This window comes from Mesorhizobium sp. M7A.F.Ca.US.006.01.1.1 (genome assembly GCF_003997935.1).
In the GTDB taxonomy this organism is placed as follows: Bacteria; Pseudomonadota; Alphaproteobacteria; order Rhizobiales; family Rhizobiaceae; genus Mesorhizobium.
In genome coordinates this window covers 1-21,529 of record NZ_RZQL01000119.1, presented here as the reverse complement: position 1 = coordinate 21,529, position 21,529 = coordinate 1, and the positions used below count along the sequence as shown (strand labels likewise).

Here is a 21,529-nt window from a genome sequence, read left to right as displayed (position 1 = left end):
AGGTCATCGGGCTCAATCCCATCGGTGTCCTGGTCTTTCCGCGCCTCGTGGCGCTGGTCATCGCCTTGCCGTGCCTGACCATCATCGCCAATTTCGCCGCACTCGGCGGCGGCATCCTGGCCGCGTGGCTCTATTCCGACATTCCACCCGCCGCCTTCATCGACCGGCTGCGCGTCGCCATCGATCTCAGCACCATCTTCGCCGGCCTGATCAAGGCGCCGTTCATGGCTATGATCATCGGCACGATTGCCTCGGTCGAAGGCATGAAGGTCGGCGGCAGCGCCGAATCGCTGGGCCAGCACGTCACCGCCTCGGTGGTGAAGTCGATCTTCGTCGTCATCATCCTCGACGGACTTTTCGCCATGTTCTACGCAGCGATCGAGTTCTGAGATGAAGCTGCGAAACAGGAAAAGGGCAGGTGCATTGGCTGATGACACGGGCGAGGGCGACATCGTGCTTTCCGCGCACGACATCAGCGTTTCCTTTGCCGACAAGCTCATCCTCGACGGGCTGTCGCTCGACATAAGGCGCGGCGAAATCCTTGGATTTGTCGGCGCCTCGGGTGCTGGCAAATCCGTTCTGCTGCGCACCATTCTCGGCCTGACGCGCAAGCAGTCGGGTACGATCAAGCTGTTCGGCGTCGATATCGAGAAAGCTGATGATGCCGAGCGTCTGCGTATCGACATGCGGCTTGGCGTGCTGTTCCAGCACGGCGCGCTGTTCTCGGCGCTGACGGTGCTGGAAAATGTCCAGGTGCCGATGCGCGAATATCTCGACTTGCCGCGAAAGCTGATGGACGAACTGGCGATGCTCAAGATCGAGCTGGTCGGGCTGCCACCGGACGCGGCGCAGAAATTCCCGTCCGAACTGTCCGGCGGCATGATCAAGCGCGCCGCGCTGGCCCGCGCGCTGGCGCTCGATCCCGACATCGTCTTCCTCGACGAGCCGACATCGGGCCTCGATCCGATCAGCGCGGCGGAGTTCGACGAGCTGGTGGTCAAGCTGCGCGATACGATGGATCTGACCGTCTACATGGTGACGCATGATCTCGACACGCTGTTCACCGCTTGCGACCGGGTGGCCGTGCTCGGCAAGAAGAAAGTGCTGGTCGAAGGCACCATCGACGACATGCTGAAGAGCGAGGAACCGTGGGTAAAGTCCTATTTCCGCGGAAAACGCGCCCGGCAACTTGATCTTGCGGCGCGCGCATAGCCATAAGTGGGACAATGGAAACCAGAGCCAATTACGTCATTGTCGGCATCTTCACGCTGGCCGCGATCCTGGCGGCGTTTGCCTTCGTCTATTGGACGGCGGCGATCGGCGACAAGGGCGAGACGACGTTGCTGCGCGTGCGCATTCCGGGCTCGGCGTCCGGGCTTGGCCGCGGCAGTTTCGTGCTGTTCAACGGCGTCAAGGTCGGCGACGTCAAGCGCGTCTATATCGATGTCGACAATCCGACGGTTGCCATCGCCGATACTGAGATCGACCGCATGACGCCGATTACCAAATCGACGCAAGCCGATATCGGGCTTGCCGGGCTGACCGGGCAGGCCAATATCGAACTTAAGGGCGCCGATCCCAAGGAGGTAAAGCTTCTCGACCAGGCGGAAAAGGAAGGCAAGGTCGCCGAGATCGTCGCCAACCCGTCGGCGGTGACCAACCTCTTGCAGACGGCGCAGAATATCTTCACCCGCGCCGACAAGGTGCTGACCGAGCTCGAAGGCTTCACCAAGGACGTTCGCGGGCCGCTGACGCAGACCGTCCAGAATGTCCAGACCTTCTCCGATGCGCTGGCCAAGAATTCGGACGGCATCGACAAGTTCCTGTCCGCCGCCAGCACGCTGGCCGATGAGCTGAAAGGCGTTTCCGGCAAACTCGATGGCACGCTGAAGGCGGCCGAAGGCCTTCTCAACGCCGTCGACAAGGACAAGATCAAGAGCATCGTCGCCAATGTCGATACGGTTACCGGTAACCTCAAGGAGACGTCGAAACAGCTCGACGGCGTGATCAAGAATGTCGATACGGCGGTGGGGTCGGTCAACGATTTCGCCAAGCAGACGCAAGGCACGCTGGCCAAGGTTGACGGCGTGCTCGACGGCATCGATCCGGCGCAGGTGCGCTCGGCACTTGCCAATATCCAGAAGGCCAGCGAAAGCGCCGACAAGGCGGCCGCCGACATCGCGGAGGTGACCCACAAGTTCGCCAACCGGGCCGACGATATCGACCAGACGATCAAGGACGCCAAACAACTCGCGCAACGGCTCAACGATGCCTCGGTGCGTGTCGATGGCATCCTCGCCAAGGTCGATACCTTGCTCGGCTCGGGGCAGGCCGACGGCTTGATGGCCGATGCCAGGAACACGCTGAAGTCGTTCAAGCAGGTTGCCGACACGCTGAATTCGCGCCTTGGCGTGATCACCGACAATCTGGCGCGCTTCTCGGGCCAGGGGCTCTCGAATGTCGAAGCGCTGGTGCAGGACAGCCGTCGTTCGATCAGCCGCATCGAAGAGGCGGTAACCGATCTCAGCCGCAATCCGCAGCGTATCCTTTCGGGTGGCGACGGCGAGGTTCGGCAATTCGATGGCAGGGCGCGGCGTTGACTTCGGCGTCGGCGCGCCCCAGAAACATGAGCCGCGAAAGCGGGTCGATCTTACGATCCGGGGACAACGGGGATCGCGCGTGAAGTCTGTGTGGGTGAAAACGGGCGGGTTGACATCGGCTGCGGCACTGCTTGCCTTGGCGCTGGCCGGCTGCGCGGTGTTGGGCGGCAAGCCCGCGCCGCTCGATACGTTCGAGCTGTCGGCGCCTTCGGTCGACGCGCATGGCCATAGCCGCAAGCAGATCCTGATCGCGCAGCCGTCGGCGCTCAAGGCGCTGGACAGCCAGAACATCGTCATCAAGCCGTCGGATCGCTCGATCCAGTATCTCAAGGGCGCGCAATGGGCCGACCGGCTGCCGCTGATCGTGCAGGCGCGGCTGGCCGAGACCTTCCAGCGTTCAGGCAGCTTCGCCGGCGTCGGCAAGCCGGGCGAGGGCCTGGCGATCGATTACCAGGTGATCGTCGAAATCCGCTCCTTCGAGGTGCGTGTCGACGGCGGCGAACATGCCGAGGTCGATCTGTTTGTGCGGATCCTGAACGATCGCAACGGCGAGGTCCGTGCTTCCAGGAGCTTCACCGCAGCCGCACCCGTCTCGGGAAGCGGCAATCCTGCTTATATCACCGCGCTCGACAAGGCGTTCGGCGATGCCGCCGGGCAGATCGTGCGCTGGACGGATTCGGTGATCTGAGCGCGGGGCGCGCCGGAATTCCACCAGGTTTCATCTCATCAGGCTTCTCTACCTACAAGCGGTCGAAGATTTCCGGGCGGAGCTTTCCGGTCTTCATCAGGTGCTGCAGGGTATAGGTCACGGACAGCGCGTCATCGAGCGCGTCGTGCCCCTGCAATGGCGGGTGCTCGACGCCGTGGTAGTCCGCAAGCTTGTTGCTCGGCGTTCTCGCCAGATCCTCGATCGGCATTCCGGCAGCGATCAGCAGCTTGACGGCATTGTCAAACCGGGTGGCCGGGATCGGAGGCTGAATGCCCGCGACATAGCAGCTGATGGCGATCATGTTCAATTCGTCCTTGCCCCAGGACCACAATCTCGACCCTCCGGAAAAGCGATCGACGTCGGCGAGGGCATCTCCCAGCGCCACCCCTTCGGTCTCCAGATCTTCCTCGGTAATGCCGGTCAGTTTGGTGAAGAACGGGTCGAGGGCGTATCTCTGACCAAACCGGTCGACCGGTCTGATATAGGCCTTGTGTGTGCCGAGCATTGGAAAATCGTCCTCGAGTCCAAGCTTGATCGCGCCGATCTGTGCGATCACCGGGTCAGGATCGTGGGCGGCGCACCAGAATCTGCGTTGCGAGCCCTCAAGGCAAAGAAACTCGCAGTCGAATATGATTGCCGTCTTCACGATAACACCCTTTGAGCGTCAGGGCAGCGGTACTGTGGGTGAATTATAGTGCCGTCGGGAAATCGACTTAGGGCGGAGTCCGAAGGCATCGGTAGTCTCGCAAGGCCTGTTGCGGGCAGGTTCAGCGCGTGCCGGAGGTCTAGAGCAGGCACAGGCGGGACCATGGCCCCGCCTGTTCAATTCCTGTTTTAGTGCAGGCGACCGCTGGCGTGGGCCAGCATGGTGTAGACCTTGCCGGTGTCCGAGGTCAGGTAGGTCTGCGCCATGATGTTGTCGCGGTCGTTGCGGGAGACATCCTTGAGCAGCTTCTCGAAATCGTCGCAGTAGCGGTCGACAGCGGCGCGGAACTCGGCCTCGGCCTGATATTTGCGACGGATCTCGTCGAACGTCTGCTGGCCCTTAAGCGTGTAGAGCCGCCTTGTGAACACGTCACGCTCGCCGCGCCGGTAGCGGTTCCACAGCTCGATCGAAGCATCGTGGTCGATGGCCCGCGCGATGTCGACGGAGAGCGAGTTCAGCGATTCCACGACATGCAGGGGCGAGCGCTGGGCAGGAGCCGAGCGCGGTGCTTCCGCGGGCGCCGACGGTGTTACCGACCTCAGGTCCTCGTCATTTGACGCCGCGGTCAGGAGGTCGCGCACCCAGCCGCCCTGAGGCGTGCGGGCGTTGGCATCGCCGCGCGGACGCGGTGCCGCCTCGGCCGGACGCTCAAGATCGAGCGTGCCGCGCAATGCAGGGCCGCCCAAGGGCGCCTGAGGCGTGCGCAGGTCCGGCTGCGGTGCCGGTGCGCGGCGCGGCGGCTCGGCAGCGCGTGCGGCCGGCGCTTGCGGCGCCGGACGCAGATTGCGGGGCTCGGACCCGTCGCCGCCGCGGCCTGACTTGGCCACGATGTCCGAAAGCTCCTTCAGGGCGTTGATCTGCTCGGAAACGGCGCGGCGGATGGCCGAGGTCGATTCCTTTGCCTCTTCCGGCATTTCGATGACGCCCTTCTTGAGCTCGGCCCGGGTCAGGTCGAGTTCGCTCTTGATCGAGCCCGCGGTGCGCCGCATCTCCTCGGTCGCATCGGCGAAGCGCTTGGTTGCCGAATCGACGACGTCGGTGATGGCGATGCGGATCTTGTCGGCCGACTCCATCGTCTTGCCTTCGGCGTTCTGCAGCGTCTGGCCGACGAGATTTTCGAACGAGCGCATGACCCTTTCGAGATCTTCCGACTTCTTGACCAGGCCGACGGCGAGGTCTTCGAGCGACGACTGCCGTTCGAGCGTGTGTTCGAGGTTGCTCTGGGCCGAGCTCAACAGGTCCGAAGCACTGGAGAGCAGGCGGCTGTGCTCGTCGAACTTGGTGGCGATCGACGCGACCTCGCGCAAGGTGGACGACGACAGTTCCGTCAGCCTTGTCGTGTTCGAATCGACCAGACGTGCCGAGCTGGCAAAGGTCTGCGCGGCCTTCTCGGTGGTGGCGGCGAAGCTTTGCGTGCTGCCGCTCAGGCGTTCATCGACCTGGCCGAGATTGACCGCGGCCTGGTCGATCAACTGACCGAGCTGCGAGCTGGACTTGGTCATGCGACCGATCAGGTCGGCGACGCTGTCGGACAGCGACGAGCGGGCGCCTTCGACCGCCGACAAGGTTTCGGCGGTGCGGCTGGCGAGAGCGTCGACAAGTGCGGCATTCTCGCTGCGCAGCTTCTCGGTGGCGCGTTCGGTGACCTCTTCCATGCTCTTTTGCAGTTCCGAGCCGCCCTGGGCGAAGCGCTCGACCAAGGGCCGTGCGGTTTCGTCGAGGATCTTTGACATTTCGGCCGAACGTGCCGCGAGCATGGTGTTGAGTTCGCGGGTGTTGGCGCCGATCGTCTTGGCGGCATCGTTGGTGCTCTGGCCGATATGCTGGCCAACCGCGGTGAAGGTCTCGGCGATCACGTTGGCGCGCGAGACGAGTTGCGCCTCGGCATTCGACACCTGCTCGTTGAGCTTCTGGCCCATCGTCTCGGCCGTGAAGGCGAGGCGGTTCTCGACGCCCGAGACCTGCTCTTCGACACGGGCTGCCGCGGCCGCGGCACTTGACGCGAAACGCTCGTCGGCGCCGACAAGCGCCTGCTCGATTTCGCGGGCATGCACGGCCATTTCCTGGCCGGTCCGCCTGGCGCGTTCGGCAACCCTTTGCTCGGTATCAGCAAAGGCACCGACGATTGTCTCGGCATGCTCGCCGATCGTGGTGGTGCTGCTGGCGATGCGCGACACCAGACGCTGATCCGCATCGTCGAAGATACGGCCGATTTCCGATGCACGGCTGGACAGCGCTTCCGAACCTTCGGCAATGCGCGAGACGAGTTGCTGGTCGGCGGCATCGAAGATGCGGCCAAGGTCCGATGCGCGTGCGGCAAGCGCTTCGGCCGATTCGCCGATGCGCATACCGAGCCGCTGGTCGGCGCCTTCGAAGTTGCGCAGGATGTCGCCGGCGCGTGCGGCCAGCGACTGGGCCGTTTCGATGGCGCGGGCGACCAGCTTCTGGTCGGCGGCATCGAACGTGCCGGCAATCTCGCTTGCACGAGCTGCCAGATGGTCGGCGGTGTCCTGAGCCCGCGCGGTCAGCTGATCGGCGGTTTCCTGGGCGCGGGCGGCGAGCTTCTGGTCCGCCGCTTCGAAGGTACCGGCGATCTGATTTGCGCGAGCAGCCAACTGATCGGCGGTTTCATGGGCACGGGCCAGCAGCGAGCTGGACGTGTCGTCCGCGCGGGCAAGCAAGGCGTTCGACGTATCTTCCGCACGGGCGTGCAGGCGGCGGTCGGCATCCTCGAAGGTGCGGGCGATGTCTTCGGCCCGCGCCAGCAGGGCGGCGGACGTCTGCTCGGCGCGCTCGGCGATCTTGCGGTCGGCGTCGCTGAAAGCGGCGCCGGCCTGCTCGTGCAGGGTGCTGGTGACTTCCAGCACCTTTTCGCGCAGGGCGCCGGCGACAAACACGGCGCTCTTCTCGAGCACGGCGCGGACGTTGTCGACGCCTGTCGAGAGCGCACGCTCCATGGTCCCGGCGCGCTCCTCGATGATGCCCGTCTGGCGGCTGAACGCCTGCTCGATCTTCTCGACATCCGCAGCGATCGCGTCGGAAATGCCGGTGCTCCTGGCGGCGATCTGGTCGATGTGACCCGACAGCGACCGGTCCACGTCCTTGCGGGCCTCGGCCAACTTGCCCAGATCGTCTTCCAGCGCGCGGGCCAGCATATTGCGGCCTTCGGACAGCTTGCCGACATGTCCGGCGATGACGTCGTCGATATCGCCGCGGCTTTCGGTCAGCTTCTGCAGGTCCGCTTCGAGGGCGCGTTTGAGAATGTCGCGGCCTTCGGCCAGTTTCTCGACTTGGCCGGCGACCAGACCGTCGATGCTGGAGCGGCTTTCGGCCAGCTTGGCCAGATCGGCTTCCAGCGCGCGCTTGAGAACATCGCGGCCTTCGGCGAGCTTCTCGACCTGGCCGGCGACTAGGCCATCGATGCTGGAGCGGCTCTCGGCCAGCTTGGCGAGATCGTCCTCAAGCGCCTTCGACAGGGTCGAGCGCTCCTGGACAAGCCTTTCGGCGTGGCTGTTGACGAGGCCGCCGACGTTTTCGAGGTCGGCTTCAAGCGCTTTCGACAGCGTTGAACGATCCTGGACGAGCCTTTCGGAATGGCTGTTGACCAGGCCGTTGACGCTTTCGAGATCAGCCTCGAGCGCCCGGGCGAACTGTGCCCGGTCATCGACCAGTTTCTGCGACTGATCGGCAATGGTGCCCTTGATCGCATTAAGGTCGGATTCAAGGGCACGCCGCAGGATGTCGCGACCCTCGGAAAGCTTCTCGACCTGACCGGCAACCAGCCCGTCGATGCTGGAACGGCTGTCGGCCAGCTTGGCGAGGTCTTCCTCAAGGGCCCTGGACAGGGCGGAGCGGTCTTGGACAAGCTTGTTCATGTGATCGGCGATGACGCTGTTCACATTCTGCAGGTCGGTTTCCAGGACCCGCGAAAGCTGCCCGCGATCCTCGGCCAGCTTTTCCGACTGGCTCGATATCACGCCCTTGATCGTGTTCAGGTCTGATTCCAGCGCGCGCTTGAGGATGTCGCGGCCTTCGGCCAGCTTCTCGACCTGACCGGCGACCAGACCGTCGATGCTCGAACGGCTTTCGGCCAGCTTGGCAAGGTCGGCTTCGAGCGTTTGCGACAGCAGGCTGCGGTCCTCGGCTAACTGTCCCGAATGGCTTTCGATCAGGCCGCGTATTCCGGACAGATCGTTGTCGAGCGAATGGGAAAGCTGCGTGCGGTCCTCCGCCAGTTTGGCGGAATGGGTTTCGATGAGGCTCTTGATGCCGACGATGTCGTTTTCCAACGCCTTGGCGAGCACGGCGCGGCCTTCGGCGATCTTTTCCACCTGACCGGCGACCAGGCCGTCAATGTCGGCGCGGCTGTCGGACAGTTTGCCGAGATCGGCTTCCAAGGCGCGCGACAGAATGTTGCGGCCCTCGGCGAGCTTGCCGACATGGCCTGCGACCATTTCATCAATAATTGTACGAGCTTGCACCAGTTTCCCGGAGTCTTCGTTGAGGGCAGTGGAGAGCCTGTTGCGGCCTTCCTCCAGCCTTTCGAGATGGCTGCCGAGCGATGCATCGATGGCTGCCCGCGATTCATTGACCTTGCGCAGATCCTCTTCGAGAGCGCGCGAGATCAGGCTGCGGCCTTCGGCCAGCTTCTGCACCTGGTTGGTCACCGCCGCATCGATCCCGGCGCGGCCCTCGGCGAACTTCTCCAGGTCGGCCTCCATGGCCGCGGCCATGCGCTCGCGGCTTTCGGACAGTTTCCTGCTGTGGTTCTCGACAGCTTCCTCGATGCCGACGCGGGCGTCGGCGAGCCGCTGGATGTCACTGTCGAACGAACGCGACACGACGTGACGGGCGGCTTCCATGCGTCCGGCGAAGTCGCTGGCGCGGGCTTCGAGCATGGAGGAGGTCGAGGTGACGATGTCGGCCATGTCGGCACCGATCTGGGTCTTGCCCTGATCGATCATTGCCGACAGCGTGTCCTTGCTCTCGGCGAAGGTGTGCGCGATTTCGCGGGCGCGCTCGACCAGCGTTTCGTTGATCTGGCGGGCGCGGGCCTCGAGTGCCGCATTGAGCTTCTGCGTTCCGGTGTCGAGCGCCTCGGCGCGGGTCTGGAACTCGCTGATCAGTGCCTGGCCGCGTTCGGCGAGCGTGCGCTCGATGCCGTTGAGGCTGGCCTCGAATTCGGAATTGAGGGTGCGTGCGGCGCCGCCAAGCAGCGACACCATGCCGGTGGTGCGATCGTCGAGCAGATCGGTCAACGACCGCGTCAGGCCGTCCGTGGTGTCCGTCAGCTTGGCAATGCGGGTGTCGAGAAGGCTGGCGAAGGCCTCGCCCGAGGTCGACAGCCGGTCGGTGATCGAATCGAGCCGGCCTTCCACCGAATCGAAGATCGACATCGAGCTTTCGTTGATGCGGTCGATGAGCGTGTCGCCGGAATTGGTGATCGTCATCGACAATTTGGTCGATGCATTGAGGATCGAGTCGCGGATGATGTCGGAGGCGGCGCCGATCTCGTCCTTCAGCGTCTCATGCGCGCCGGTGATCGAGGCGCGGACGCGCTCGGCATGGGTGACGACGGCTTCGCGCTCGCTGCCGAGCCCGTCGACCAGCGAGCGGATGCGGGATTCATTCTCGGAATAGGAGCGTTCGATCTGGTTGACTTCGCTGTGGACCAGCGTTTCCAGTTCGACGGCGCGGGCAAGCGTGCGTTCGATGCCTTCGCCCATGGCCGCGACCTCGCGACGGACGGCTTGGCCGATCATCATGACGCGATCCTGGGCAAGGTTTTCCGGCTCGGTCAGGCGGAAGGCCACTTCGGTCATGGACTGTGCGGCGATGCGCATTTCCTGGGCGCGGCGAATCATGGCGGCGAAGGCCCAGAACAGGATGACGGGCACGATGGCCGCGACCGCAAGGCCGATCAGTTCCGGACGGGCAAGGAACTGGTCGAGCGTACGGATTCTCCAGATGCTCGGTCCGAAAAGCAGATTGGCCAAACCACCGGCGCCGGCGAACCAGGCGAGCGAAACGAAGGCGACGACCCAGTAAATGGTGTTCGAGGCACGCCTGTTGAGGCTGTGCAGGAGCGTCTTGTAGTCCTTCTGGCGATCGTCATTGGCCGGTGCGAAACCAGCGGGCTGGGCGCCATTGCGCGATTCCACGGGGCGCAATTCGGCAGGCTTGGCCTTGGGCGCGGGTTTCGCTGCGTGGTTCTGATTGACCACGGGCTCCGGGTTCTGTTCCGGCTTATGATTGCGTCCCTCGCGCGCCAACTCGTCAGCCGCCTGGGATATCTGCGCTTCCAGATCCTCCATCGAAGCCGCGATGTCGAGGTCGCCGCTGCCGATCTCGTTGCTGAGGTCGAGATCGAGCGCCTTTTCCAGTTCCCTGGCCACTTCGCTGTCGAGAGTTCTCGTCGTCGTTGGTTTCTTTGCCATGCCTTCGCTACCCTGTACTAGCTGCCGCGGGCTTATAATTCTGTTCGTCGTACCACGCGCAGGAGGCTGAAAATGGACCCCTCGTATCGTAATGACACAGGGGGGTAAAGAAAACATGCATTCCGCGGGATACGTAAAACTTTAAATATAAGGTTAACGGAACTGTGATTTGGGCGCCGCTTTGGCAACATTTTTTCCGGCCAATCATTAACCCGTTGTCCATTGGATTCGCCTAGGTTTTTGGGCAAATCGAAGAAACGGAGTTCGAGTTCATGCGTGGCGAAAGCGGCATTGCCTTCTCAATGCCCGGGGGCGACGTATCCGGACCAAGACGGTCACGCCCGGTCGATTTGGCACACCTTGCCCGCCAGACGATGGGCGACCGCAGCCTCGAGCAGGAGGTGCTGGCGCTGTTTGTACAGCAGGCGCTGTCCGTGCGCGACAGAATAGTCGACGCCGACATCAAGGACCGGCTTCTGCTCGCCCATGGATTGAAGGGTTCGGCACGGGGCGTCGGCGCCTTTGCCATCGCCGATTGCGCCACCGAGATCGAGCACCGGCCGGAAGACGGCCAGACGCTCAAGCGGCTTGGCACGCTGATCGACGAAGTGCGCGATTTCATCGCCGCAATCAGCCGCTGAATCCGCGCCGAACCCGATTTGCGGAAAAACGTCATCGGGCGGCGCTTTCATGCGGCAGTTGACTTGTCAGCCTGAGTGATTATCTCGGCTGGAACTCCCTTCAGGTGACAAATGACCAAGCTGACTTTCATTGCCCATGACGGCACGCATTTCGACATGGACGCCGAGAACGGCTCTACGGTCATGGAGAACGCGATCCGCAACGCCGTGCCCGGGATCGAGGCCGAATGCGGCGGCGCCTGCGCCTGTGCCACCTGTCACGTCTATGTCGACGAAGCCTGGACAGCCGAAGTCGGCGAGCCGGAAGCGATGGAAGAGGACATGCTGGACTTCGCCTACGACGTCCAGCCCAACTCGCGCCTGTCATGCCAGATCAAGGTCCGCGATGCGCTTGACGGTCTGGTCGTGCGGGTGCCTGCCCGCCAGGGATAGACGCGGTATCTTTGCCAACTGATTTTTCCCGCTGTGGCTTGGCAGCGGAGCGATGGTCATGCAGTGTCCTGCTGTTTCACTACAGCGCCGCGCGTCCTCGTGGACGCGCAAAGGACGCTGTAGCACTTTAATTTGCGCATGATCCTTTCCGAAAATCGATCCGATTTTCGGGGCCCTGCGCAGCGAGGCACAGGCATGACCGACATCACCAGGACAGACGTGCTTATTGTCGGGGCAGGGCCGGTTGGCCTGTTTGCCGTGTTCGAGCTCGGCCTGTTCGACATGAAGTGCCACCTGATCGACATTCTCGATCGGCCGGGCGGCCAATGCGCGGAACTCTATCCGGAAAAGCCGATCTACGACATTCCAGGCTGGCCTTCGATCTCGGCGCAGGGGCTGGTCGACAAATTGCTCGAGCAGATCGCGCCGTTCAAGCCTGATTTCAGCTACAACCGAATGGTTTCCAGCCTGGAAAAACTGGAGGATGGCAGTTTTCGCGTCACCACCGACGAAAACGAGGTGTTCGAGGCCAAGGTAGTGGTGATTGCCGCCGGCGGCGGCTCTTTCCAGCCCAAGCGTCCGCCGATCCCCGGCATAGAGCCCTATGAAGGCAAGAGTGTCTTCTATTCGGTGCGCCGGATGGAGGATTTTCGCGGCCACGACCTCGTCATTGTCGGCGGCGGCGACTCGGCACTCGACTGGACGCTGAACCTGCAGCCGGTGGCAAAGAGCGTGACGCTGGTGCACCGGCGGCCAGAGTTCCGTGCCGCTCCCGACAGCGTCAACAAGATGTATGCCATGCAGGAGATGAAGCAGCTGGAGTTCCAGGTCGGGCAGGTGACCGGATTGAGCGGTGCCGACGGCCAGCTGTCATCGGCCACCATCAAGGGACCGGATGGCGACGTCGAGGTGCCTTGCACGCGCATGCTGCCGTTCTTCGGCCTGACCATGAAGCTCGGACCGATCGCGGAGTGGGGTCTCAACCTTCACGAGAACCTTATTCCGGTCGATACTGAGAAGTTCCAGACATCGGTGCCCGGCATCTTCGCGGTCGGCGACATCAACTGGTATCCGGGCAAGCTGAAGCTGATCCTGTCGGGTTTCCACGAAGTGGCGCTGATGGCGCAGGCCGCCAAGCGCATCATCAGCCCCGGCGAGCGCATCGTTTTCCAGTACACGACCTCATCGACCAGCCTGCAGAAGAAGCTCGGTGTCTCCGGCTGAACTTTACTCGGCCAGCATCGGCGCCGCATTGTCGGCGTAACCGCGAAGTTCCTTTTCGGGCATCAGCGTCAGCGTGATCAGCCCCAGCAGCAATGTAGCGGCGGCGACGGCAAAGATCATCACGAACGGCTCGACCGTCGCGCTATGGCCAGCGATCCGCACGACTTCACCGGCAAGCGGCAAGCCGTAACCCAGAGCGACCGCGCCGAGCATCGCGACACCAAGCGCACTGCCAAGCGAACGCAGGAATGTCAGCACGCCCGTCGCGACGCCCAGATGCACGCGATCGACGGCGTTCTGGACCGACACGGTGGTGACCGGAAACGTCGTTCCGGTTCCAAACCCAATGCAAATCGTCAAGACCTCCACCTCCAGCAGCGTTGCATATCCCGCGACGACGGCCAGCAGGCAGAGGCACAGCATGCTGAAGACGACGCCCACCATTGCAATGCGCTTGTAGTGGGTGAAATGCGGTATCATGCGCCCGCTGAATGCCGCCCCGCCGACGGTCCCCAGCAGAAGCCCTAGCATTGCGATGCCCGACTCAGCTGCCGACAGGCCGAGCACCGCCTGAAGATAGACGGGCAGGTACACAGCCATGCCGACGCTTGCGGCCTGAAGCAGGAACATCGAAAGCGTACCCGCCAGAACGATTGGATTGCCAAGCACTTCGAGTGAGATGAGCGGCTCGGCGGCTCGCATAAGCCGCAAGGCAAAAGCGCCCCAGAAAATCGCCGAACCGCAGAGGACGCCGATGACTTCAAGCGAAATCCAGGGATAGGCGCTGCCGCCCCAGTTCAATGCGAGCAGCAGCAGCGCCGTGGCAACGATCAGAAGCAACGCGCCCAGGCCGTCGATGCGATGGCGCTTTGCGGCAACGGGCAGTTTCTTGAGCGGCTTGTTGATGATCGCCATCGCAAGCAGACCAAGCGGAATGTTGATCCAGAAGATCAGTGACCAGTGCAGGTGCTCCGCGAAAGTGCCGCCGAGCAACGGACCGGCAACGCTGGCGACAGCCCATGTGCCGGAGAACCAGGCGGCATAGCGGGCCCGCTCGCGCGGCGGCACGAGATCGCCAACGACGGTCTGCGTCAAAGCGAACAAGCCGCCGCCACCGGCGCCCTGGATCGCCCGCCCGACAACCAGCACAAACATGTTGGGCGCCATCGCACTGACCAGCGATCCCGCCAGAAAGATCAGGATCGCGGCATAGACGGTCGGCCGGCGGCCGTAGACGTCGGAAATCTTGCCGTAGAGCGGAGCCACGGCGGTAGCGGTCAGGAGATAACCGGTGACGATCCAGGGCAGATAGTGTGCGTTTCCGAGCGCATGCCCGATGGTCGGCATGGCCGGCGCGACAATGGTCTGGTCGAGTGCAGCCAACAGCATCGACAACAGCACGCCGCCGATAATGGCGTTCTTTTCGCTCTCTGTTATCGGCGTGCCGGTTTCCGCCATCGTTTTGCTATCGACAGCCTGGTCCATGATCGTTCATCCATAAGCTTGCGATTTGACCGGCGCTGTTCGGCCGTTCCGGTTCTTGACCGTTTGGATCGCATTGGTGTTTTAAGCTCGTCTGGCGAGCCTGATATATGTCGTCCCATATAGGCCGGTTTCGACAGCGGCTCGAAAGTTTTTCGAATCTGGCACTACGCTTCGGCCAATTTGGCTTCAGGTCGGGTGCGTTCAGGCCGGCGGCAGCCGGCCGTTGCCGATGCGCTCCATGCGGTAGCGCAGCAGCCGCAAGATGCGGCTTTCGAAATTGACGCTTTCGACGCGGTCGAACTGAAGCTGGGCGCGGTCGTGCCTGGCCAGAACAGCCGCGGTGATCGTGGCCGCCTTGGCCTTGGCGGCGTCGCAGTTCTTTTGCGGGTAGGTGGCCTTCAAGGCGTCTTCGAGTTCGCCGCCATGGTTCTTGGCGATTTCGACATGGCGCTCCTCATGGCGCTTGATGTCGGCGGACAGCGTATCCCAGAACAGCCTGACATCGGCATCGGCCTTGCGCGGGCGGCGCCACTCGGGAAGGATTACCTTCACCTTGACGGTCACCACCGCGTCGGCGATCCGGCAGGAACTCGGTGTCTGCGCATAGCTGATACGGGTGGTGAAGGCCATTTGCGTGGCGCCCGGGTGCCGCGTGCCGGTGCTTTTCACCTCCGGCCCGCGTTTGGAGAGTTGTGCCTCGATGTCGTCGAGCGTGCTGCCGCCAATGGCGAAATAGCTGTACGTCTTGACGAGATTGGCCGCAGCCGCCGGGTGCGGCGTCATGGCGAGCAGCAGCGCGCAAACCAAGGATTGTGTCACGCCCAATGACTGTTTTTTCATGCCAAGCATGGATCGTTTCATCATGTTGCCTCTTCGACCACCTTGCTTTACGGCCGTTGCCGGCGCAATGAAATTGATCCGCCAGGGATCACACATGATTGATGAACTCCATGGTCGATGAGCAATGACGGCCAGGCGATGGCAGTTGGCGCATGGACGCCATCTCGACCTTGGCGGCAAGGCCGTGGTCGTCGGCATCCTCAATGTCACGCCCGACAGCTTTTCCGACGGCGGCCAGTTCGACGCCCCTGAAAAGGCGCTGGCCCAGGCGCGCCGCATGATCGGAGAAGGGGCACTGGTTGTCGATGTCGGCGGAGAATCGACGCGCCCAGGTGCTGCCGCGGTATCGGCCAGCCAGGAACAGGCCCGCATCCTGCCGGTGATCGAAGCGCTGTCGGGCGCGAGCGAGGTGCTGATTTCGGTCGACACCTATCGTGCCGACACGGCGCGGCTGGCGGTCGCCGCCGGCGCGCATATCGTCAACGATGTCTGGGGTTTGCAGCGCGAGCCCGATATTGCGCGCGTCGCCGCCGACACCGGCGCCGGGCTTGTCATCATGCATACCGGGCGGGATCGCCAGAAGCTGCCGGATGTGATTGCCGATCAACTGACGTTCCTGCGAAGGTCGCTGGAAATCGCCCGCCAGAACGGCATCGCCGACGATCATATCGTGCTCGATCCCGGTTTCGGATTCGCCAAGGAGACGGCGGAGGAAAATCTCGACCTGATGGCGCGCTTTTCGGAATTGCATGCACTCGGATTGCCGCTGATGGTCGGTACGTCGCGAAAACGCTTCATCGGCACGGTCACCGGCCGTGATGCCGCCGACAGAGGGGTCGGAACAGCGGCGACCAGCGTTATATTGAGGCTCCAGGGCGCCGATCTGTTTCGCGTCCATGATGTCGCATTCAACGTGGACGCTTTGGCACTAGCGGATGCTATGCTGGCGCGTCAGATGGACCGGGCGAGAAACTGAGCAATGTATGTCATCCGCATGAAGAACTGCGCTTTCTTTGCCCGGCACGGCGTGCTGGACGAGGAGGAAAGGCTCGGCCAGCGTTTCTATGTCGATGCCGTTCTCACCGTCGATCCCGGACGGGCACTTGCCGAGGATTCGATCGAGGATACAGTCCACTACGGCGTTGCATTCACCGTCATTGAAAAGATCATCACCGGCCAGCGCCGTTTTCTGATCGAGTCGCTGGCGCTCGAAGTGGCCCGTGCGCTGACGGCGCGTTTTCCGCAGATTAAGAAAGCCGAGATCACGGTGCGCAAGCCGAACGCACCGGTGCCCGGCGTGCTCGATTATGTCGAGGTGACCGTTGTCTGGCCCGAATAGTACCGTTTATCTCAGCCTTGGCGGCAATCTTGGCGATCCGGCGAAATCCATGGGCGCGGCGCTGCGCATGCTCGATGCCGACGCGGATACGCGCGTCACCGGCGTCTCCTCGCTTTATCGCACACCGCCCTGGGGCAAGCTCGATCAGCCGGATTTTCTCAATGCGGCCGCCGAGATTTCCACCGTGCTTGCACCGCGTGCCTTGCTCGACCTCTGCCTCGATGCGGAGCGCAAGCTGAAGCGGGTCCGGGAGGAGCGCTGGGGGCCGCGGCTGATCGACATCGACATTCTGGTGTTCGGTGACCGCGTCATCCACGAGACCGGGCTGGAGGTGCCGCATCCGCGCATGCTGGAGCGCGCCTTCGTGCTGGCGCCGCTGGCCGAGATCGCACCCGGCCTGGTTGTCAGCGGTCGCAGCATCACCGACCGTCTGGTCGCCGTCGATACCTCAGGCATCGAGCGATTGTCGTCCGGCCGGGATTGGTGGCTGGCCTGAGGTCCGGACGAGGCAGTTGCCCGATCTTCAGCCGGCGAATCCGCCATCATCCAGGAACGTCTGCTCCTGCGGGGTGGTTTCCCGGCCAAGCATCCTGTTTCGGTGCGGAAAACGGCCGAAATTCTGAATGATATCGCGGTGTTCGACAGCATACTTCAGGTAGGGCTCTGCCCTGGCCCGCGTCAGCTCGACCGAAATGTCCTGGTCGGCCAGCAGTTCCGAATGCTCGTAAGGCAGGTAGAGGAAAACGCGGAGTTCTTCCTCGAGTGCCAGGTCATGACCAGCCGCGATCGCCCTCTCTGCGAAATATCTGGCGAGCGGATCGGTCGCGTACATATGGCCGGTGCCGCGAAAACAGTTCCGCGGAAACTGATCGAGCAGGATCATCAGCGCCAGCGAGCCTTCGGCATGCTCCAGCCAGTCGTCGCATTCACGCCGCGCGGCCGCGTAGTGCAGGCCGAGAAAGCGGTCGCGGAACTCGGCATCGAATGCTTCGTTCTTCTCGAACCAGGCATCCTCGCCAGCATCGCGCCAGAATTTGGTGACCGACAGGGCTCCGCTGTCCAATTCCATGTCTCGTTCCTTGCTCAATCGGCGGGTTCGGACTTGTGCAGCACACCCGCGGTCTCTTCATTGAGTGCCTGACCAGGCCGGCGCGGCGTGGAGAGCGGTGTCGGAATCGGCGTGCCGATATTGCCTCTCAGGAAGCGCTGCCCGGCGCGAATGCCCTCGGCGAGCTGGGTTTCGAAGCGGTCGGTGTCGCGGCGCCTGACGTCTTCGATCGTTTCAGCCACGTCTTCGGGATCGACCCCCAGCGATTCCAGGGCCGAGCCGCCGAAAACAAGGGCAGATTCGAAGGTTTCACGCAGTTGGTAATCAACGCCGGCGCGAATGAGCTGCAGCGCGGTACCGCGATCGAAAGCTCGTGCCAGCACCGTGAGCAAGGGAAACTCTGCCTTGACGAGCTCCGCGATGCGGACTGCGGCATCGGCCTTGTCGACGCAGATCAGCACGGCGCGCGCCCGGCCGGCACCGGCCGCGTGAAGGATGTCCAGCCGCGTGCCGTCGCCATAGTAAACCTTGAAGCCGAAATCGGCCGCCGCCTGGATCATTTCGACGTCATTGTCGATGATCGAGACGTCGATGCCGCGCAGCAGCAGCGGCTGGCTGGCAATCTGGCCGAAGCGGCCGAAGCCGATGACCAGCACGCTGCCGGTCAGGCCATCGGCGACATCGACGCCGTCGAGCGACTGCTCGTCGCGCGGCGTCAGATAGCGCAAGGCGATGATGGCCAGAGGCGTCAGCACCATGGAGATGATGACGATCGCCGTCAGCGTCGCATTGGCGTTGCCGTCGATGATGCCGACCGCTGCGGCCGCCGAGTAAAGGACAAAGGCGAATTCGCCGCCTTGTGCCATGAAGACCGCGCGCTCCAGGGCTTCGCGGTGGCCTGATTTCAGGATGCGGGCGACGATGTAGATACCGAACGCCTTCATCACCATGTAGGCGACGACATAGACGGCGATCAGCCGCCAGTTCGCCGCGACCACATGCAGGTCGAGCGACATGCCCACCGCGAGAAAGAACAGACCAAGCAGGATGCCGCGGAAGGGTTCGATGTCGGCTTCGAGCTGATGGCGGAAAGTCGATTCGGACAAAAGCACGCCGGCCAGGAAGGCACCCATCGCCATCGACAGGCCGCTGAGCTGCATGGCGAGGGCGGATCCGAGAACGACCAGGAGCGCTGCCGCGGTCATCACCTCGCGGGCACGAGCATCCGCCAGGATGCGGAAGAACGGATTGAGCAGATAGCGGCCTGCCACCACCAGGCCGACGATCGCGGCGAGCCCGATGGCGACCTCGGTCAGCCGCTCCGACAGGCTGGTGTCGGCTCCACCGGGCGCCAGGAACGCGATCAGGGCCAGCAGCGGCACGATGGCCAGGTCTTCAAACAGCAGGACCGATACGATGCGCTGGCCTTTCGGTGCGGCGATTTCACCGCGTTCCTCGAGGAGTTGCATGACGATCGCCGTCGAGGTCAGCACGAAGCCGGCGCCGGCGACGAAGGATTGCGCGATCGGAAACCCTCCAGCCATGCCGACGCCTGTCAGCAGAAGCGCGCAGACACCAACCTGCAGCGCGCCGAGGCCGAAGATCTCGCGGCGCAGGCCCCATAGCCGCGACGGCTGCATTTCCAGCCCGATGATGAACAGGAACATCACCACGCCGAGTTCGGCGACATGAAGAATGGCTTCCGATTCGGAAAAGACGCCGAGGCCGAACGGGCCGATCACCACGCCGGCGGCCAGATAGCCGAGGATCGAGCCAAGGCCCATGCGCTTGAAGATCGGAACGGCAACGACGCCGGCAGCAAGCAGTGCCACCACCTGAACCAGATCACTGCCCGATGCTTCCGCCGCCATGCCTCTTGTCCCTGTGTGTAGCAGAACTCCTTGCATGCAGTTGGAGTGGGAGGCAAGGCGAGAAATCTGCCGGGAAGGGTAGGATGCCGCTGCAACGATTCACCTGGTGGAACAACGGTCCCCGCTTGCCTGCCGGACGTTCGGCATCTATATCAGGTACATGCCTGACTATTCGTCCCGCCCGTCTTCGACGCCACATATCCCGATGGATGCGCTCAGCGAAGTTCTGCAAGACTTTCGCTTGAGTGGTGTCAACTATGGCCGCTGCGAGCTCCGGCACCCATGGAGCATAGACTTTCCGCAACAACAGCTGCTTCGGTTTCACTTTGTCGGCCAGGGCCCGTGCTGGATTCATACTGAATCGCAAGGCTGGCAGGAGTTGCGCGATGGCGATCTGGTGCTGCTGCCGCAAGGCATCGCCCATCGGCTGGCGAGCGCGCCGGACGTTGCAGGGGACTCGCTTGAAGGTTGCCAGGTGATCAAGTTGGGGGGCAACGTCTGCGAAGTGATACGGCAAGGAACGGGCGCGACGAGCACCCTTTTCTGCGGCTCCATGGCCTTGGACTCCTATGCGCTCAACCCATTGATCACGTTGATGCCGCCTGTCATCAAGGGTTGCGACGTGGCCGGCAATGACCCGGTCGTCGGTCCTTTGCTGGCGGCCATGACGGTGGAGGCCTCGCAACCGCAGATGGGCAGCGCCACGATTCTGTCGCGTATGGCCGACTTGCTAACGGCACGGCTCATACGCTGCTGGGTCAATTGCAATGGAGCCTCGACCACCGGTTGGCTCGCAGCCATCCGCGACCCCCATATAGGCCGCGCTTTGGCGGCCATGCACCGCGACCCCGGCCACAACTGGACGCTGGGAAGTCTGGCCGGCGTGGCAGGCCAATCGCGTTCGATTTTCGCCGAGCGTTTCAGTGCGGTATTGGGGGAGGGTGCCGCACACTATCTCGCCCGCCTGCGCATGCAGCTTGCCCGCGAATTGCTGGGCCAAAATGGCTTGTCGGTTGCCGAAGTCGCTACCCGTTTGGGCTATGATTCCGAGGCATCCTTCGCGCGCGCGTTCAAGCGCATTACCAATGTCTCGCCAGGCGTTGTGCGTCGCACAATTCCCGGACGAATGGATATGAATTTCGGATTCTAAGATACATATCATCCGAACGGACTCGCCTATCTAAGACCTCCAAACTTTGGAGATCTTTCCGTGACTGACACAACATTACAGATTGAAGACGCCGCGATTGGCCTTGATGCCGATGCACCAGCCGCGTGGAGCGCAGCCACCTGGTTCGCGGTCATTTCATTGGCTGCCACCAGCTTTGCCTTGGTGTCGGCCGAATTCCTGCCCGCAGGTCTGCTGACGCCAATGGCACGCGATCTCGGCATCAGCGAGGGGACGGCCGGCCAGGTCGTCACCGCCACCGCTTCCGTCGGCGCCGTGACGGCCATGTTGAGCAATGTTCTCATCGGCCGCTTGAACCGCAAGGCGGTGCTGGTTGGTCTCAGCGCTCTTGCGGTCGGTTCCAATATCCTGGCGGCGCTGGCGACCGATTTCTGGCTGTTGCTGTTGGGCCGGGCCGGGCTGGGCATCGCTCTCAGCGCTTTCTGGGCACTTTCGGTCGCCGTCGTGGCGAGGCTGGTTGGCGCCAATGCGACAGGTCGGGGCATGGCGATCGTCACCCTCGGCGTCTCGCTTGCCACCATTGCCGCACCGTCGATGGGCGCGTTGATCAGTGACTGGATAGGGTGGCGCAGTGCCATGGCCATGACGGCGGGGCTGGCCGCGCTTGCCATGCTGCTGCAGTTTCTCAGCCTGCCGACCTTGCCTGCAACGGCAAGCAACAGCCTTGCAGATGTATTTCGGCTGACCCGGCGGCGCGGCATCCAACTCGGCATGCTGGCTATTGTTTTGCTGATGACGGGGCATTTTGCCGGCTCGGTCTATGTGCGTCCCTTCCTCGAACAGGTGACACTCCTTACAACCGGACCGATTGCCTTGGCTCTGCTCGGGTTTGGCATCGCTGCCGTGATCGGTAATGTCGCCGGCGGCCGCATGGCCGACACCAACATCCACATGGCCCTCGCAGTCACCGCGGCGTTGATGGCGGTTGCGGCACTTACTTTGGTGCTTTGGGGCTCGCATATCGGCGTTGCCTTCGGCTTCGTTACGCTGTGGGGTTTCGCCTTTGGC

The 21,529-nt window shown here is 62.9% G+C and carries 18 protein-coding genes; 12 read left to right on the top strand and 6 right to left on the bottom strand.

Annotation, left to right across the window (positions count from 1 at the left end):
• From EN943_RS20725 to EN943_RS20710, 4 genes are all read left to right on the top strand, one after another.
• On the top strand, window positions 1-389 hold a 389-nt coding region (locus EN943_RS20725; protein ID WP_206522786.1), incomplete at its 5' end, for an ABC transporter permease.
• Window position 390: 1 nt separating this feature from the next.
• Window positions 391-1,212: an ABC transporter ATP-binding protein gene (locus tag EN943_RS20720; protein WP_127414421.1), complete on the top strand. Its 822-nt coding sequence runs from the start codon at window positions 391-393 to the stop codon at window positions 1,210-1,212.
• A 14-nt stretch (window positions 1,213-1,226) separates the two neighbouring features.
• A complete protein-coding gene (locus EN943_RS20715; protein WP_127414420.1) occupies window positions 1,227-2,600 on the top strand; it encodes an MlaD family protein in 1,374 nt (457 codons plus the stop codon).
• Window positions 2,581-3,288, top strand: coding sequence for an ABC-type transport auxiliary lipoprotein family protein (locus tag EN943_RS20710; protein ID WP_127414419.1), 708 nt, complete (start codon window positions 2,581-2,583; stop codon window positions 3,286-3,288). Before EN943_RS20715 ends, EN943_RS20710 begins: the two co-directional genes overlap by 20 nt.
• 52 nt (window positions 3,289-3,340) lie before the next feature.
• Here the strand turns inward: EN943_RS20710 and EN943_RS20705 are convergent, their stop codons facing one another.
• Window positions 3,341-3,955 (bottom strand): 3'-5' exonuclease, encoded by a 615-nt coding sequence (locus tag EN943_RS20705; RefSeq protein ID WP_127414418.1) that lies wholly within the window; start codon window positions 3,953-3,955, stop codon window positions 3,341-3,343.
• Window positions 3,956-4,143: 188 nt separating this feature from the next.
• A complete protein-coding gene (locus EN943_RS20700; RefSeq protein ID WP_127414417.1) occupies window positions 4,144-10,452 on the bottom strand; it encodes a kinesin in 6,309 nt (2,102 codons plus the stop codon).
• A gap of 272 nt (window positions 10,453-10,724) precedes the next feature.
• Between EN943_RS20700 and EN943_RS20695 the strand changes: the two genes are divergently transcribed.
• From EN943_RS20695 to EN943_RS20685, 3 genes are all read left to right on the top strand, one after another.
• A complete protein-coding gene (locus EN943_RS20695) occupies window positions 10,725-11,093 on the top strand; it encodes an Hpt domain-containing protein (RefSeq protein WP_127414416.1) in 369 nt (122 codons plus the stop codon).
• 111 nt (window positions 11,094-11,204) lie between these two features.
• A complete protein-coding gene (locus EN943_RS20690; RefSeq protein WP_013531878.1) occupies window positions 11,205-11,525 on the top strand; it encodes a 2Fe-2S iron-sulfur cluster-binding protein in 321 nt (106 codons plus the stop codon).
• A 195-nt stretch (window positions 11,526-11,720) separates the two neighbouring features.
• Complete coding sequence (locus EN943_RS20685) at window positions 11,721-12,749, top strand: NAD(P)/FAD-dependent oxidoreductase (protein ID WP_127414415.1); 1,029 nt, start codon at window positions 11,721-11,723, stop codon at window positions 12,747-12,749.
• Between the two features lie 3 nt (window positions 12,750-12,752).
• Here the strand turns inward: EN943_RS20685 and EN943_RS20680 are convergent, their stop codons facing one another.
• Window positions 12,753-14,234 (bottom strand): MDR family MFS transporter, encoded by a 1,482-nt coding sequence (locus EN943_RS20680; RefSeq protein ID WP_127414414.1) that lies wholly within the window; start codon window positions 14,232-14,234, stop codon window positions 12,753-12,755.
• A 201-nt stretch (window positions 14,235-14,435) separates the two neighbouring features.
• Window positions 14,436-15,095, bottom strand: a complete 660-nt coding sequence (locus tag EN943_RS20675; RefSeq protein ID WP_127414422.1) for a DUF922 domain-containing protein — start codon at window positions 15,093-15,095, stop codon at window positions 14,436-14,438.
• Window positions 15,096-15,198: 103 nt separating this feature from the next.
• Between EN943_RS20675 and folP the strand changes: the two genes are divergently transcribed.
• The 3 genes from folP to folK are packed head-to-tail and all read left to right on the top strand — an operon-like array spanning window position 15,199 to window position 16,909.
• Window positions 15,199-16,050 carry a dihydropteroate synthase gene (gene folP, locus EN943_RS20670; RefSeq protein WP_127414413.1) on the top strand — a complete coding sequence of 284 codons (852 nt, stop codon included), beginning with the start codon at window positions 15,199-15,201 and terminating at the stop codon, window positions 16,048-16,050.
• A gap of 3 nt (window positions 16,051-16,053) precedes the next feature.
• On the top strand, window positions 16,054-16,413 hold the full coding sequence (gene folB / locus EN943_RS20665; protein ID WP_127414412.1) for a dihydroneopterin aldolase: 360 nt from the start codon (window positions 16,054-16,056) through the stop codon (window positions 16,411-16,413).
• A complete protein-coding gene (gene folK, locus EN943_RS20660) occupies window positions 16,397-16,909 on the top strand; it encodes a 2-amino-4-hydroxy-6-hydroxymethyldihydropteridine diphosphokinase (protein WP_127272685.1) in 513 nt (170 codons plus the stop codon). Before folB ends, folK begins: the two co-directional genes overlap by 17 nt.
• 27 nt (window positions 16,910-16,936) lie before the next feature.
• On the opposite strand, the gene EN943_RS20655 is transcribed toward folK, so the two are convergent.
• Window positions 16,937-17,482, bottom strand: coding sequence for a DUF924 family protein (locus EN943_RS20655; protein ID WP_127414411.1), 546 nt, complete (start codon window positions 17,480-17,482; stop codon window positions 16,937-16,939).
• A 14-nt stretch (window positions 17,483-17,496) separates the two neighbouring features.
• Entirely contained in the window at window positions 17,497-19,332 is a 1,836-nt protein-coding gene (locus EN943_RS20650) for a monovalent cation:proton antiporter-2 (CPA2) family protein (RefSeq protein WP_127414410.1), read from the bottom strand.
• Between the two features lie 160 nt (window positions 19,333-19,492).
• Here EN943_RS20650 and EN943_RS20645 point away from each other — a divergent pair, with 160 nt between their 5' ends.
• Both EN943_RS20645 and EN943_RS20640 read left to right on the top strand, forming a co-directional pair.
• Window positions 19,493-20,482: an AraC family transcriptional regulator gene (locus EN943_RS20645; protein WP_206522785.1), complete on the top strand. Its 990-nt coding sequence runs from the start codon at window positions 19,493-19,495 to the stop codon at window positions 20,480-20,482.
• Between the two features lie 60 nt (window positions 20,483-20,542).
• Window positions 20,543-21,529 (top strand): MFS transporter (locus EN943_RS20640; protein ID WP_164778289.1); only part of this gene is annotated, 987 nt, incomplete at its 3' end.